Genomic DNA, 16,041 nt, shown 5'->3' with positions numbered 1-16,041 from the left:
TCAGGCACAGGCAGCCCTGAAAACCTTAGCAATTTTTCAATAATCAGGAATTCAGGAAACTTCAGGCGTTCAGCAAAGGGTACTTAAAACTGTTAAAGCCATCACTGGCATCAACCGTACACCCATTAATGCAATTGGCTTCGTCGCTGACCAAAAAGGCCACGACATTGGCAATTTCTTCGGGCTGGGTAAAGGTAGCGCGCATCTGCTCTTTGCGAATGTGGTCCCAAAGACCCAGAGCCTCATATTGGCGCAACATCGGGGTGTCAACGCGACCCGGCGCCACCGCGCACACACGCACATTCAGCGGCGCCAATTCCAACGCGGCCGCTTTGGTCATCATATCCACCGCCGCCTTACTGACGTTATAAGTAAAGGTCATCTCGGCCGCCATGGTGGCGTAGACAGACGAGGTATTAAGGATAACCCCTGCTGTGCCCTGCTGTTTGAATTTTTTGCCGGCAGCCAGAATGCCGTAATAGACACCTTTCTGGTTAACAGCCGTCACGCCTTCAAAGTCGGCCACAGGGTCGTGATCGAGCAGCATTTTGGCGTTGCCAATACCTGCGTTATTAATGACGATATCAACACGTCCGAAATGTTCGCAGGCGTGATCAATCATGCCTGCAACCTGATCGTAGTCAGTTACGTTAACGGAAAGAGTTGCAACAGAGTCCCCATATTCCTGCTCAATGGCGGACAGACCTTCTGCCGACATATCGGCTGCGAGGACCTTGGCACCTTCAGATACCAGTTTTTTGACAATGGCGAGACCGATGCCGCCACAGGCGCCGGTAAGAACTGCGACTTTATTGGTTAGACGCATTATAACCTCTCTGATGACTATTATTATCTTATTATCTTGATAGCTTGTTTAGCTTGTTTAGCTTGTTTAGCTTGTTTAGCTTGTTCAAACTATAATCAGCCCCGCCCCTAAAAACTTGACTTTTTACGATAAAAAATTGATATTTTACGAGTAAACCACAGCCCACCAGGATTAACGCATGTATTTGGTAAGAAGCGGAGCCGTTGATGGTATCGAGAAGCTGATTCACGACATGGGGGCAAACCCGATTGAACTGATCCAAAGCCTGGGTTTACGGCAATCGCAATTCAGAAATCCAAACACCTACATTGCCTACCACAAAGTAGCAGAACTCATGGAGCTCTGTAGTGATCGATGCAACTCACCGCTGTTTGGCCTACAGCTGGCTCAACGGCAAAATTCCAACGTGCTGGGAGATCTGCCAGTGCTTGTATCCCGGGCGGTTACGGTTGGGGAAGCGCTTAGCAGCGCGAACCAGTACCTCTACCTGCACGCTTCCGGCGTTCGAATGGAAACAGAACCGCAGGGAGACCTGGTCAGACTCGCCCTGGCTCTGAATCTCCACAGTCCTAGAGGCATCCACCAATTGATTCAAATGAGCGTGGGGCATTTGGTTACGTTTGTCGCCGATATGCTCAACAGTGATCGCTTTGCCTTTACCTTGCACTTCATGCAACCGGCACCAGAGACCCTGTCCACGGCTCAGCAGTCACTGTTTCAGAACATCAAGTTTGGCCAGGCCTTTAACGGCCTGCTTATTCCTAAAAACAAACTGGACACCAAAAACCATCAGGACCAGACCGCCCTCAACAAACACTTTCTGGAGTATCTCCATCACTTACAAAACCGCTACCCGGACAACCTCGAAAATCAAATACAAGACATCATTGGCCGGCTGTTACCCAGCGGTGACTGTACCGTTGAACAGGTGGCCGCCTCACTGGGCATGCACCCCCGGACCCTGCAAACGAAACTCAAACAGCAAGGCACCTCCTACCGTGAAATTTTACAAGACACCCGCCAGGGCCTGGCCGAGCAGCACTTGCGCTACCGATCTGTCAACATCACCGACCTGGCACTGCAATTGGGTTATTCAGAAGTGGCCGTGTTCAGCCGGCATTTTAAACGCTGGCTAGGCGTGTCCCCCCGGGAGTGGCAAAAAGCGCAGCGCAAAGAGCAGGAAGCAGAGGATGACAACCTCAACGGGCGTACTGAGACGGGGCCCTACGACAAAGCCCCCGATCACGAGTAAACCTCTCCCTAATGCCTCTATCGATGAAGATCAGCAACTGATCTACGCGATCGCCGATTACCGTTAAGCAACCGAGCATGCCGTAGATAGCAACATGGAATGTGGTCGGTACAGGGTCACGGTTTACAGGCCGTGACCATTTATGAAAAGCGGCTTAAACGCTAATTAAGCGCGAACAACCCGCCCGTTGTTTAAGATACCTTTCGGATCCAGGCTGTTTTTGAGTTGTTTCATGAGAGTAATCTCAGCCTCTGTGCGGCTGTACCCCAGCCAATCGAGTTTTTCGATACCGATACCATGCTCGGCCGACACAGAACCGCCATACTCCTGCAACAGCGGATAGACAATGCTGTCACTTTCATAGTGCCAGTCACCCGGCTCACCGGGGCACACAAACAAGTGCAGGTTACCGTCGGCGATGTGGCCCAATACAATGCACTCGCTGTTCGGCCAGCGCGCTTTCAGATTCGCAGTCAGTCGATCCACATACGCCTGCATGTCGGGAATGACCAGACTGACATCGTAGAGGTAGAACGGAGGACGCTCGAGCAGGGCTTCAAAGTTTTCACGAATGTCCCACAGAGCCCGGCGTTCAGTCTCGGACTTGGGAATTACCGCATCGACAATCAGCCCCTCTTCAAACGCCCCCTCCATAACCCGGTTGAATTTCGCTGCATCCTCTTCGACCTGGGTACCCTCGGCCTCAAGCATCACGTAGTACGGGTAATCGCGACTCATGGGCGCGCGGTGCCAGCCCGGGGCCGTCACCGCGTGGAAGTAATTACCCCACATGACCTCAAAGGCACTCAGCTCGCCCGCCAGCTCAACACGCAGCCGGTTCAAAAAACCGGTCAATTGGTCAAAGTTCTCCATGGCCACCATGGCCGAATGACGACTGCGTGGCTGTGGAAACACTTTCACCACCGCCTTGGTCACCACCCCCAAAGTACCCTCAGTCCCAATGAACAGTTGTTTCAGGTCGTAGCCGGCGTTGTTTTTCAGCATCCGATTCATGGAAGAGATGATGGTGCCGTCGGCCATTACCGCCTCAAGCCCCAGTACCAGATCGCGCATCATGCCGTAGCGCAATACATTGATACCACCGGCGTTGGTGGCAATGTTACCGCCGATGGTGCAGGAGCCCCGGGCGCCGAGGTCCAGGGGAAACAGCAGACCATCTTGCTCCAGGGTTTCCTGAAACGTTTGCAGCACCGCACCGGATTGCACGGTGGCCGTACCACCAATGGGATCAATGGCCTCAATGGCGTTCATACGCTCCAATGAAATAATAACGTCCTGCTCACCGGACACCTGCCCTTCCACCATGCCGGTCAAACCGCCCTGCACCACGACATGCTGGTCGTGTGCATGACAAATTTTGAGAATGTCACTGATCTCTTCCGTAGAACGGGGACGCAGCAGCAGCAGGGCCTGGGTGGGCGCCGGATTCCAGTAACTGGTGGCTCGCTCGTGCAGCTTATCACCCATCACAATTTCATTTTCACCCAAGCGCTCTATCAACGCGTCGACGACACTGTTCATCTATCACCTCTCTCAATGGCAGGTTCCGGACGTTGCCGAAAGCCCTGCAGAATTCATAAACTTGTCAAAGTATGGTGCATGCCAAGGAGACCGTCGATCCGCCGCACGCATTCCCCCTCACTATTGATATCGAATCCGAATATCGCAACTTGAGGCAGGGCTTCATCCCAAACTATGCGGTTCCCCAACGGCGCTCTGGCCGGGAACCTGTAATCGCCTCCCCGATCCAATCCTTACAGGAACAATTCACGGCACGGCCCATCAACCTGAGCAAGTGACTGCAAATATTGCTGGAATTTGACCATCAAGACCGTCACTCTGGTTACGTTTGTGCTGCCCTTCATACCTATTACCTTCATATCTACTAGCTACTAACTACTAACTACTAACTATGGGGTGAGTCATGCCAACAGAGTGGCCGCCAGGGGCTAGACAGACTGAACGACCGAGACTAGCCGTACCAAGGGCAACTTCATCGCAAATACTGAGAACTCACCCTCTAACATGAATTTGTGGAATCCCATGCCCTGGCTGGCGTTCACACCGCCAAACGCCAGCCTGTCGACCTCCTCCACTTCGCCAGCGGCAAAAACACCATGGTGACAAGCCCTGTCAGGTTCTGCGATGCTGGATTGATACCTATAACTCATTGTAATTTATCAGCTTTTTTGTGTTCAATTATCACCGTGATCCGGTCTGCGGGCGGGAAACCATCATTGCCGCCTACCAGAACAACCCCAGAGATCGGTTAAGTCGCCACCTGGTTTCCAATGTCCATATTACCCCGCTGGAGGCAGGTGTCGCCCACTCTGTCAGTTATGTCACCTTGTATTCCGCAACGGAAAGCGGCCAGGAAACAACGCTAACCGGCTGGTCAGTACAACGTGCTGTTCAGGGAGGAATACCACGATGCCTGGCAGCGCACGTCCGATCAATGGTTGCTGACTGAACGGCATGCCTTATTCAGTATTAACCGGTCTTATTTGTGATCACGTCAATTGGGCGGGGGCAGCAAGAGGCGTTGCTGGCTGCAGGCTACAAAACCCTGATTATGGATTACGGCAATGTCGACAGTATTGCCCAAATGGCCGGGGTTGTCCTCAGCCAGGCGCCAGAAGAATTCATTGTTATCGGACACTCGATGAGCGGGCGAGTCGCCCTTGAAGTGGTCAGGCAGGCCGCTGAGCGCGTTACAGCACTTATATTAATGGATACGGATGAATTGCCCTTGGCCCAAGAATCAACAAGGACAGCAAGAAGTTGCCGGGCGCATAACGCTGGTGGAGCAGGCAAACATGATGGCATGCGAGCCATGGATACGGGTATGGTTTTGCCGAAACACTTGCAGGATCAGAAACTGTGCGACGCGATTCTCGATATGATTGAGCGCAAGACACAAGAGCAGTTTGCCCACCAGCAACACGCCTTAATCCACCGACCGATGCCAGCGAGTGCCCTCACCTGCCCGACGTGTTCTATATGCGGTAATCAGGACACCTGGAGTCCACTGGAGCGTCATCACGACATGGCCAAATTGGCCCCGGGCGCGCCGCCGGTATTCAGTATCCAAAACTCCGGCCATTTGACCACGATGGAGCAACCCGAGTCAGTCAAAGACGTCATCCTGTCACGGTTAAATCCACCTGAATTGCCAATAAACCCTCCGATGGCCCCCAAAAATGAGTCATCAGGCAGCGAACGAGTTGACTCGCTGTCTGATGACTTTGCGATGATCACCTGTAACTGTGTATGAACGAAATGAGGCCTAAGCGTAATGATAAAATGCTGTAGCCCACTGGTTGGTCAAATGACAAAGCAATGACACCAGTGTTTTAATAAACACGCCACAGCCTTGATATTGAATATCGCGAGGGGCCCGGGCCTAATCATGCATGGAACCTACACTCATTGACTCTGGCGCTGCATTGATCAGTAGCGACATTTGAAGAATGACGGCCGCGCAAAACGCGCTGTTATTGATCAATTCAGATAAGCCGGCAGCACTTTAAGTCTTTTTGACCAGTAATTGTGCAATGCCAGGATCGTAACGACCGTCAATCAACACAAACATCATGCGACCGGTCTTGTCCGTGCGATTGGCCCAGGCATGATTGGTACCTCGCTGAACCACGACACTGCCAGGTTTCAACAACACCTCTTCCTTATCGAGCACCAGAGTGATTTCGCCTTCAATCACCACGCCGTAATCGACGGACTCAGTGCGGTGCATTAAGGGATGCGGTGAATCGGTTTTGACGGTAGAGGCAGCCTCGTCGCCAATTTGTGAGAACGCCGCTGCCATCCTCTCGGCCCCGTGATCCTAAAACTCCTGGCTATCAGGTGGAATGAATTCGAGTTCCCGAAGCGTGCGGAGGCAGCACCAGGGGGCCTTTCGTGAGATCTGCGCCGCTATCAACCCTGGCCGGAGTCCCCTCGGTACTCCAGACTTCGTGAAAGACGGTGCCGGGAATTGCTGTAATTTCTTCCACATGGGGTAAATCGCCGTTGAATACAGCGTAGGCATTACCGTCTTGATCGTGGCCAGTTACCACACGATGTATAGCGGAAAGTCACATCTGTTTACCTCAAGTTAATGTTTGAATGTTGGGTATATAAGTTGATTGCGTTTTTCGTAATCCTGCCAGAGCTGCATCATGTTTTGTAATTTCTGTGGGTGTTGTTCAGACAGATCAGACTGTTCAAGCGGATCGTTCTTCAAGTTGTATAATTGCCAACCTTTGCCACCTTGCATTGGCGAGCGGTGTACCAACTTCCAGTGTCCCTGACGGTAGGCTTTACCGCCAAACAATTCCCAGCCCATATCGGCACTGACATTTTGAGACGATGTCAAAAATAAACGCCCTTCCACCGACAATTCTTTGCCAGAAGGCAGTGGAATGCTGGCCAGGTCAAGCAAAGTTGGCAGCACGTCTTTAACCGTCACGAATTGATCCGAAATGCTGTGCGCGTTTTGCATGCCGGAATACCAGACAAACGCGGGGGCATGTATCCCACCTTCCGAGACCGAACCTTTGTAATCACGAGCGGGCCCCACAGAAGCGCGCGCCCAATTGGGCCCCTGAAACAGATAGGAATTGGCCTTGCCCATGTTCTCGTAGCGGTTATCACAACAAGTCTCGACATGCTGGCGGAACCGTTTGTACTTTTTATCCAGATTGGCCCCTTCTGCACCATTGTCCGACATAAAGAAAATGATCGTACTATCCAGTTCGCCGATATCCTTTAAGTAATTGATGAGTCGGCCAAAGTGTCGATCCATGTCATCGACCATGGCAGCGTAGATTTCCATTGTTCGCTGCTCAATCTTTTGTTCTTCCTGAGTCAGCTCTTGCCAGGGCTTTTGACCCGGCTGGCGAGGCGCCGTCGCCGCGGCATCGGAGGTGAGCCCCAGAGCTTTGGCATTTTTCACGCGCTGACGATGGAGTTGGTCATACCCCTGAGCGTAACGGTTTTTGTACTTGGCAATAGAGGCGTCTGGCGCTTGCAGAGGCCAGTGCGGAGCGGTATAGGCCAGATAACCAAAAAAAGGCTTGCCGCTCTCTCGCTCCGTTTCGATGTATTCAATCATCTTGTCAGTGTAAAAACGCGACGAATAAAAATCGTCCGGCAGCGTTACCGGCTCACCATTTTCCCGGTATGCGGCGTGCATGGAAGCGATGCCGAGATCGGAAAAGTGACCCGCACCACCATCCAACAATGCGAAGGACTTGTGGAACCCCCTCGCCGTGGGGCTGTGGGCTTCGTCGTGCCCCAGATGCCACTTACCACTCATCAATGTGCGGTAACCTGCGTCAGCAAAAACATTCGGGAGAAAGGCTGCTCGGTCATTCAGATGACCCTCATAACCCAGTTTACCCCGTTGATTAGGCGCTAAGGCTTCAGCCATAGTACCGAGACCAACCTTGTGGTGATCCACACCGGTCATCAACATGGCCCGGGTCGGGGAGCAGGTAGCCGCAGTGTAAAATTGACTCAAACGCAGGCCAGATTTTGCCAACACGTCGAGGTTGGGGGTTTCAATTTCGCCACCGAAGCTGCCCAGATCGGTATAACCCAGGTCATCGGCTACCACCAGCAGGACATTGGGACGCCGTGACTCTGCAAAGGCTGAGGTTAGAAACAGAGAAAGAATGACATTGACTATCCAGATACATTTATTCATGACTACCTTTCCGATAAGGCTATTATTAGTGGTTATTTGTTCGTCACTCGCTATTGCTGACGATCATTCACGGTGAACTGTCCATCATTGCGAACCGTTGGCCATTCATCAACACACAACGGCTAAGGCCAAAATGTCAAACCGTGGTTTGTTTAACGCGTCACAGGGCTTGGCGGCGGCGTGAACAGCAGGCCTTCCCACTTCAGAGTCTCTTCTGCGGCTTGTTCACGAGCCAAAGCACGCTTCACTGAGGGGCGTTCGGACATACGTCGGGCGTGATCGACAAACGCCGGATAACGACTGACGTCATAATGTGCGCCTTCCACGCGCCAAAAACACCAGTAGAGGTAGCATCCATCACCGACCAGTCATCACCGTACCACCACGCCTGATGTGTCAGACGCTCACTGATCAATTGAAAGTACTCGTCCATCGCCTGACTGCCACGCTGCCATACTGCTGACGCGCACGCCAACCCACCATAAAAATGAGGCATTCGAATTCGGGTCACCAGCGGTTGTCTAAATCGCGGTTCGATTTGTCGAACGGGAGGAATTCGTTAAAACTCTCTTTCCTTCGATTAATAAAAATCCTTTCCCTGTGGTGAAGAATATCTCCTTGTCTTTTCTCATTCAGCTTTTTCTCTTAATATACTCAGGATCATCTACTCATTAAATCCGACAGTACTCATACTGCTCCATCTTTCCCAAAAATGACGACCATTAAAATCTCGTTATACCTGAGAATATTTCCTAAATATCCGCATCCCGATTTTCCTTTAAGAACACCTACATATTCACACACTGAATTTCAAGGAATAACCAGTAGCTTGTGAATATGATCTTTGATTGAAAACCCCTTAACCAACCCACCTCCAGTCTGAAAAAAAAATCTCGTAAATTTCACCTATATTTTTCATAAAATCCCCAAAAATCAATACCTTCCGACACTTCGATAAAAATACAATATTTATATTTGGAAAAATATCTTCTAACGTTAATCTAGATTTTCCAACCTCTAATAATGGTGACATACGACTTAGTTTTGACAAATCCATGAACGCTTTACATGTGAGCATGTTTAAGTATACTCGAAAGTAATCAAGATGTAGACGCCACGTCAAAAATACGTGCGTCATCATTTAAAGAATTCAATTCCTAATCTGAAATAGTTTAGAACTTTCAACAACTCATTATAAAAGTAATACTCTCATGACAAGAAAAGGTTCATCAATATCCCCTGAACTTCTCGAACTGTTCGTAATGATAGCGCAACATGGCAGCATCGCTTCAGCTGCACGGGTATTAAATATGTCTCCTTCACTCGCCACCCGAAAAATCGCGAAATTAGAATCGGCATTAAGTACGCGGTTATTCGAACGCACTACGCGAAACATGAAGATCACCGAAGCAGGAAGCATTGCGTTGGAATGGGCGCGTCGGTCTCAAGAGGCACAATCTAAGATGTTGGATGAGATCGCAGTACTTCAAAAAAAACCATCGGGGTTGATCCGCCTTGTCGCCACTCAATACGCTGCTAGCGAATTTTTGCCGTTTTTTCTAGCACGCTTTTGCGCAGAGTACCCACTGATTCGACTTTCGATCACCACGACAGACACTTTGGTCAACCTAATCGAAGATGATTACGACTTAGCAGTTCATGCAGGGCGCATCCCAGACTGCAGCCTAATCGCAAAGCCCCTACAGCCTTTCGAGCGGGTTCTGTGCGCAACGCCAGCATACTTGAAACGACGAGGCTATCCTTTGAGCCCTGAAGCATTAGAGAAACATGATTGTTTGGTGCATTTTTCCGACGAACCTCGCAGCTGGAACTTCCTATTCGGAAAAGAACTAGTGGGGCAATCAATCGAGCCCTTTGTCGAAGCAAACAGCTACGCTGTATTACTCAATATGGCACGAGAATCGATGGGCATTGCACGCCTGGGTAAGCCACTGGTGAAAGATGACATTGCTGCTGGTCGTCTAGTGGAACTAATGCCCGAGTATAGATGCGTATACTCAAACGAAGGTAGACCGTGCTTGTGGTTGCTGTATCCGAATCGGCACGTCCTCAATCGCACAAGGCTGCTGATCGATTTTCTGCAGCGCCATGTCGAGCCAGTACAACCTTAATCCGTGTAGAGGTGCCGACAGCCAAAAACAATTGCAATTCGCTCCAAACCACAGCTACACGAGCTTTTTGCTTGCTCGGGCTCGGTTGAAGTTATGCCATTTCCAATGACGTAATGCTAGGTGTCATTCTCTCTGATGCGTCCTGACATTAAAGTGCCAGTAGATCGGGGTTCGAAAAGTAGCAGATTGGTGCTTCATAAACATTCCCCCTCCTATCATCCGTACCACTCTGGCTTAATAAGAACATAGCAATTGAGTGGGCTCTAGCGCCCATATAAATCCATTAAGTTCCCACCCATCTCGCTCGAGAGTATGGATCTCAGGTGCGATCAGGCTAAGCCTGGTTATCCGACCGCCCTGTTGGATATTTAAGATGCCGAGCGGCTAAAGGTCCGACTCACAGCTGGCTTTTGGCGAGGTCCCCGGTTTGACACAATTACCTCCAGGTAGCTGGGTCTTCGTTTTACGCGCAGAGGGAAGGAAAAGGAATCCAACCCCACACAGCAGCGTCAGCGCTGTGATAATAGTGAGCGCAGGAGTATAGCTACCGGCTTGTTCGGCTACAGTCCCAACCCAAATTGGTGCGAGGCCACCGCCTATGAGGAACGCTGTAAATGGGCCAGCATACGCTCGCCCAAATGCAGCGAGGCCGAAGTAGCGGGAAATGATATAGCCCAATATATCCAATTCAGCCCCCAGCATGAATCCCGTTGAAATTGCAGCTACAGGAGCATAAACAACCCCCCCGACAGACAAAGCAGCAACTCCAATCGCGCACAATATACATAAGAAAGCTGCCAACCGTGTGGGCTCGATTATATCCAAGAGGAAACCAATCGCCAGCCTACTGACAATGACAGAAATTCCAACCAGAGAAAAAATAGACGCGGCATCAGCTGCACTCATACCGGAATCGCGAAGCATGGGTACAAAGTGGGGAATCAATCCGGTGAATGCTACTGCCAACACCCCGTAGGTAACCACTAATTGCCAGAATAAAATATTTCCCCGTAGAGGAATAAAGGATTTTTTATCCTCAATTAAAACACTGTCGACAAGTGATTCATTTTTAGGAGGAGGCGCTTCACTAACGAAAAGCAGAGTAGGAAGAATACCTAATGCCGCCATGGCAGCTAGAACAAGGTAACCATTCTGCCAGCCATAAATATCGATAACTCGGCCTATTGTTATTGGAATGATTGCACCACCAAGCCCCATACCCATCATCGCGATGCCAAGAGCTAGCCCGCGAGCCTGATCGAACCAGCTACTTACAGCACGTGCAAACGCAATAGGACCAGAGCTCGCGCCGAAAAAGCCAATCAGTCCCATGGTGGCGAGGTAGGCCGGCACGGTATGAACGACAGTTCCCATCGCGAAAAATCCGACAGCCAAACCCAGCGCTCCGACAATCGTTGGTTTCTTGACTCCGAATTTGTCGATAGCATATCCAACGACGGGTATCGCTAGCGCTGTGCCAAAAGCAAGTAGTGAGAATGCAAGACCAAACATAGCGGTAGTCAAGCCAATGTCGTTGCCAAGATCGTGGACGAATAGGCCGGCAGAGTAGATGGCCAGGCTGGACACACCCAGCCCGATACCTACAGTCGAAGCCATCAGCATCGGCCAACCTCGCCGAAATTCAGCTATTTTCTGATTTGTCAACTTTCTGTTCCTTTAGTCATATAATTTGAGAAAAATACAAGTGTGCAAATTCTTGAATGTCAAAAGTCTAAGGTTTCAACATAGACTTAACCACACACTTCTGTTACCGCAATAATGGTCAACTGAGTGTATTCCAGTTCTGTTGTTGCCCAAGGGATTTCTCGATTGTTGATTAAAGTACATACTGGACAGATTATAGACGACACGCAACCTTCCAAATAATTGAAGCAACAACCCTATTAGCTCAGATATAAATCGCCTACCATGTTCAACATTCACAGATACTGCGTAGATATTTACTCTGGTGATTCCGCCCCTATAATTTAAGCACGCTCAATTGCGTCTATATTATTCAATAAGTATTATAGTTAGGGTAATCGAATCCATTTGGACAAAACTTCCTCAACTTCAGTTAACGACGGGGTAGTATCCGTAGCCCAGGCAACATAAGAATCAGGGCGTATCAGTAATGCCTTAACCCCAATCATCACTTCAGGTAGCATACTGCCATGCCCGCAGACAACTCTGACGGGAGCTACTGCCTCAACATTCAAAGATTGAAATACATTTTCACCGCTTAGATCCAAAAGAACAAATTCTGAATCATGCAACTCGTTACCCACCCAGCTGCATCTTCCATCTCTTAAAATGAGATCAAAATCGGGAAGACGTTCGCCACTGAGTAAATGGGAGCCCTTTTCTGAGTCATAAGGATGGGTCAGGCCGCTGAGCTCTCGCACAAAATGTTTCTTAACTTCTGGTAATGGTAGTAGATACTCCCGAAAATGGTCTCTATGCGCCTTTCCGCCCTCGGTAAAGGTAAACTGTAACGTACATTGTGAGTCTATACTCTGCAAAAATCTGTCCATAACAGGTTTACGTTCCGACTCAAAACTGTCCAGCAATGACGGATCTGAGTAGCCTTTCAACACATAGGCCAATTTCCAGCCTAAGTTGAAAGCATCTTGCAAACAGAAGTTCATACCAACACCACTTGCTGGATAATGAATCCGACAAGCCTCACCAACTAGAAACGCGCGCCCAGAGCGAAAAGTCGATACGCTACGCAATGCATCACCAAAACGATTTGACCAAGATAAGCCCTTAATATTCATATCATCGACATTAACGATGTCAGGGAGTAAGTCACATAAATAGCGTTTTACTTCATCAACAGTAACCGGACTACCCTTGGCCGGTGAAACATCAATAGAACCTAGTTTTGCGTGAACGCCTATAAACCGAAACTTACTTTCGTCGATGGGATAAGCACTAATCCAGCCATTTTCGGAATAATGAACGGTATTGGTTTTTATTGGATAATCAGATACCACATCAGCAACAACTGCCAAAAAGCTCTCATCTTTCCCTATGAAAGGTATACCCAGTTTCGTCCGAACAAAACTGCGTCCCCCATCAGCACCAACTAAGTACTTCGCTGTAAGACTGACCTCCTCACCGGAAGAAGTACGCGCCATCACTGCGTAACCATCACCCTCTTCACCAAAATCTTCAACAATATGACCAAAACGAACATCCACACCGACATCAAGACACCAGCCAAGAAGAACCTTTTCTGTTCGCCATTGCTGAATACGAAGTGAGAAATCAAAACGAGACTCACTATCCCGCCACTTTATCCCGCTCTCACCGCCATAAATATGACCAGGGTGAAAGGGCCACTCTTGTTGTTCACTAGACTCCTTAAAAAAACGATCAGCAACACCTCTAGAGGCTAACAGTTCAGTTACACGCGGAACAAGTCCAGCAGCTCGAGATTCCGAATGCCCGCCTTCTCGCCGCTCTAATACGATCACATTCAGTCCCAGCTTCGCAACCTCAGCAGCGACCGTAAGTCCTGATGGGCCTGCACCAACTACAATTAAATCTGCATTCATGTGGATCTATCCTCGAAAATATTTATCTCGTTTATCATTGAGCAATTAGCATTTTGGAATAATTGATTTCATGACAGTATTAAAAAATAGGCTATTCCTTTAAATTAATAATGCATCTTGATCGGATAAAACGAGTATCACATGAAAAAATACTAAGAAAAATATCTAATTCTGACTAAAGCCTATGAGAATATTGAACTAATAAGAACCAATAGGATTTATGCTTATAAACACCTAGCTAAACCTAAGGTACCTTTGATAAATAGCCAAAATATTTCAAAATAACCCGACCATCCTCCCGGCACCAAATCATGAGTCATCTGACCCTTGCCTAAGCCGAATACGCCGTTAAAAAGCGGAAAACACCTAAAGAACTATTCATTGAAAGGATTGCGGGAAATTATTCCTTGGCAGTAGTTTTAACACTATCTGGAAAAATATATTCAAAAGAGACTATCTGGTACAAGACGTATATTCTGAGCGTCATGTTGCGGATTCACTTAAAGCAACTCATTTACAAACTGATCGATCCGTGGAGGTTAGGTTTCTAATTGCAGGCTTCATCAATTTGCTACGCGCATTGAAATTCATGCTCGCGTACGGGAGCTAGCTCTGCCCGCGTCTTTCAGAAATGCAGATTGCAGGTAAAAAGGGGCACAAAACAGGGGAGAGCCGCCGAAGAAAAAATAGGCATCATTACGCCATCGGCACTCTAAAAAAATGGCACCCATTCAAAGGCAGACTAGGTAATTCTAATAATTTTTATTAAGCCATGAAAAATCACACGAAAGACACATACCTAGAAAATTCTTATAATCAAGATGTCGACAATTACATCTTAATGACTTTTAAATTTAGCCATATCTTAACGATTCTCATAACTAATCATTATAGAATTAACAATTTCACCAAAAGATAAACTACTCTGAGAAAGGCAGAATATTTTGCCCTTGCGCTCTAACATTGAAAAAATTTAGCGTTATCGCCACCATCGAGTAGTATCCCAGAAGGCCAACCAAATTAACCAAAACCTTTGTCCCAAAGAGCGATTTGGCTTTATGATAAGTGCTATCTGACAATCTTTTCTGATGATAAATTTCATTGACAATTCGCCAGATAATCGCCTCCCCCTCCTGCTTGAAAGAAGGTTTTTCTCCTATCCGAATTTGCTCCAAAAGATCGGCATCAAGCCCTGCTTGAAGTGCGATAGGGTAATGAATATACCACTCTGCCTGTGATCGCCACTGTGCAGCAGTACATAAAATTGCTAATTCTGACTGTTTAATAGAAAGTCCGGTTTGATACCTGCAAAACGCCCCAAGCTCCTGAGCCTGTTGCGCCAACTCTGGACTGTGAATCCAGGTCAAAAATGGCCCATCTAAATTACCACGAGGTCCATTTAAAATTTTCTTAAGGACAGCTTCTTGTTCATCAGTTGCGTTTTTCTGGTCAAACTCTGGTAGTCTACACTTCATTATTTGTCCTATGATTTTTTTATTTCAACGTGGAACTCATTGGAGTTGATTTTTAATGATTAACTTGAGGCCTAGAATAATCGTTTCATCATAAAACTAATGGCCCAATCACTTTTCGAAGCAATTCAGAAAACGCTTGGCAAATTTTATCATTCGCTCTACGGGCTGAACTCGAAGCCTCATAAAATCCGAAAAAAGGATGAAACATATCTTCAAAACAGTGAAGGTCTACGGTCACCCCGGCCTTAACAAGTCGTTCAGCATAGGCCAACCCTTCTTGGTATAAAGGATCATGACCAGCAACGGCGATTACAGCAGGTGGTAAGCCAACAAAATCTTTTGCACGCAAAGGCGACGGCGGAAAAATATCGGCACGGCAACATCCACTTCCAAGGTAAAACTGAGTGATCAATTTTAGATCTGAAGGTTGCAACATTGGATAGTGTCGACCATCCGCTTCAAGATCTTCAATGTCGCGCGCCATATCAACGCCCGGTACAATCAGTAACTGGGCGGCAAGAGTTATGCCCTTCTCACTTAGTGATATTGCGGTAGAGGCAGCAAGGTTCGCACCCGCACTTTCACCAGCCACAGCTACACAGCTAGGGTCGCCACCAAGTATAGACGCATTCTCTAGAGCCCAATTAGTAGCTGTTAACGCATCATCATGAGCGGCCGGAAAGCGATTCTCCGGTGCCAATCGAAAATCTACTGAGACAACCACTGCATCAACATCTCGGCAAAGCTTACGTGCTATGTCATCCATCAGTTCAACGCTACCTAAAACAAAACCCCCTCCATGAAAAAAAATAATCGTGGGCAGTATCCTTTGCTCGCCAACAGGCCGATAAACTCGTATGGGTACTTTTTGATTATCGTATTCTGCGATACCATTCTCAGCGGAGCCGACTTGCGGTAATTCAACCCCGTCTCTCGCCCTCATAATCGCCACTTCAAACCGCCTCCTCGCATCTTCGGCTGTTCCCGAAAAGGGGGGGGGCACATTGAGCTGAGACATCATCTTTACAATTGCCTCTAATTCTGGATCCAGTGCAGTTCCAACCATAA

General features: G+C 48.4%; 13 protein-coding genes. 4 read left to right on the top strand and 9 right to left on the bottom strand.

Features of this window, described 5'->3' with window-relative positions:
* Positions 1-61 precede the first annotated feature (61 nt).
* Positions 62-826, bottom strand: a complete 765-nt coding sequence (locus G8770_RS12610) for an SDR family NAD(P)-dependent oxidoreductase (RefSeq protein WP_167187069.1) — start codon at positions 824-826, stop codon at positions 62-64.
* A gap of 178 nt (positions 827-1,004) precedes the next feature.
* On the opposite strand from G8770_RS12610, the gene G8770_RS12605 reads away from it, so the two are divergent.
* Entirely contained in the window at positions 1,005-2,078 is a 1,074-nt protein-coding gene (locus G8770_RS12605; RefSeq protein WP_167187067.1) for a helix-turn-helix domain-containing protein, read from the top strand.
* A 165-nt stretch (positions 2,079-2,243) separates the two neighbouring features.
* On the opposite strand, the gene G8770_RS12600 is transcribed toward G8770_RS12605, so the two are convergent.
* Entirely contained in the window at positions 2,244-3,620 is a 1,377-nt protein-coding gene (locus tag G8770_RS12600; RefSeq protein ID WP_167187065.1) for an FAD-binding oxidoreductase, read from the bottom strand.
* A gap of 670 nt (positions 3,621-4,290) precedes the next feature.
* Here G8770_RS12600 and G8770_RS12595 point away from each other — a divergent pair.
* Both G8770_RS12595 and G8770_RS12590 read left to right on the top strand, forming a co-directional pair.
* Positions 4,291-4,569, top strand: a complete 279-nt coding sequence (locus tag G8770_RS12595) for a nuclear transport factor 2 family protein (RefSeq protein WP_167187063.1) — start codon at positions 4,291-4,293, stop codon at positions 4,567-4,569.
* A gap of 36 nt (positions 4,570-4,605) precedes the next feature.
* Positions 4,606-5,373: an alpha/beta fold hydrolase gene (locus G8770_RS12590; RefSeq protein ID WP_167187062.1), complete on the top strand. Its 768-nt coding sequence runs from the start codon at positions 4,606-4,608 to the stop codon at positions 5,371-5,373.
* A gap of 252 nt (positions 5,374-5,625) precedes the next feature.
* Here the strand turns inward: G8770_RS12590 and G8770_RS23905 are convergent, their stop codons facing one another.
* The 3 genes from G8770_RS23905 to G8770_RS12575 all read right to left on the bottom strand — a co-directional run bounded on the left by G8770_RS23905 (position 5,626) and on the right by G8770_RS12575 (position 8,299).
* Positions 5,626-5,922: a cupin domain-containing protein gene (locus G8770_RS23905; RefSeq protein ID WP_208022236.1), complete on the bottom strand. Its 297-nt coding sequence runs from the start codon at positions 5,920-5,922 to the stop codon at positions 5,626-5,628.
* 288 nt (positions 5,923-6,210) lie between these two features.
* Positions 6,211-7,803: an arylsulfatase gene (locus tag G8770_RS12580; RefSeq protein ID WP_167187060.1), complete on the bottom strand. Its 1,593-nt coding sequence runs from the start codon at positions 7,801-7,803 to the stop codon at positions 6,211-6,213.
* 244 nt (positions 7,804-8,047) lie between these two features.
* The gene (locus G8770_RS12575) at positions 8,048-8,299 is read right to left on the bottom strand and encodes a hypothetical protein (RefSeq protein WP_167187058.1); all 252 of its coding nucleotides are present in this window, start codon (positions 8,297-8,299) and stop codon (positions 8,048-8,050) included.
* Positions 8,300-9,014: 715 nt separating this feature from the next.
* On the opposite strand from G8770_RS12575, the gene G8770_RS12570 reads away from it, so the two are divergent.
* Complete coding sequence (locus G8770_RS12570) at positions 9,015-9,935, top strand: LysR family transcriptional regulator (RefSeq protein WP_167187055.1); 921 nt, start codon at positions 9,015-9,017, stop codon at positions 9,933-9,935.
* 384 nt (positions 9,936-10,319) lie between these two features.
* On the opposite strand, the gene G8770_RS12565 is transcribed toward G8770_RS12570, so the two are convergent.
* The 4 genes from G8770_RS12565 to G8770_RS12550 form a co-directional block, all read right to left on the bottom strand.
* Positions 10,320-11,600, bottom strand: coding sequence for an MFS transporter (locus G8770_RS12565; protein WP_208022235.1), 1,281 nt, complete (start codon positions 11,598-11,600; stop codon positions 10,320-10,322).
* 368 nt (positions 11,601-11,968) lie between these two features.
* A complete protein-coding gene (locus tag G8770_RS12560; RefSeq protein ID WP_167187052.1) occupies positions 11,969-13,498 on the bottom strand; it encodes an FAD-dependent oxidoreductase in 1,530 nt (509 codons plus the stop codon).
* A gap of 920 nt (positions 13,499-14,418) precedes the next feature.
* The gene (locus G8770_RS12555; protein ID WP_167187049.1) at positions 14,419-14,973 is read right to left on the bottom strand and encodes a carboxymuconolactone decarboxylase family protein; all 555 of its coding nucleotides are present in this window, start codon (positions 14,971-14,973) and stop codon (positions 14,419-14,421) included.
* 88 nt (positions 14,974-15,061) lie between these two features.
* Complete coding sequence (locus G8770_RS12550) at positions 15,062-16,039, bottom strand: alpha/beta hydrolase (protein WP_167187046.1); 978 nt, start codon at positions 16,037-16,039, stop codon at positions 15,062-15,064.
* Positions 16,040-16,041 lie beyond the last annotated feature (2 nt).

Origin of the sequence: Pseudomaricurvus hydrocarbonicus, from assembly GCF_011602365.1 — a bacterium.
Lineage (GTDB): Bacteria > Pseudomonadota > Gammaproteobacteria > Pseudomonadales > Cellvibrionaceae > Pseudomaricurvus > Pseudomaricurvus hydrocarbonicus.
The sequence above is the reverse complement of the archived record's forward strand: the minus strand, read 5'-3'. Positions and strand labels throughout refer to the sequence as shown.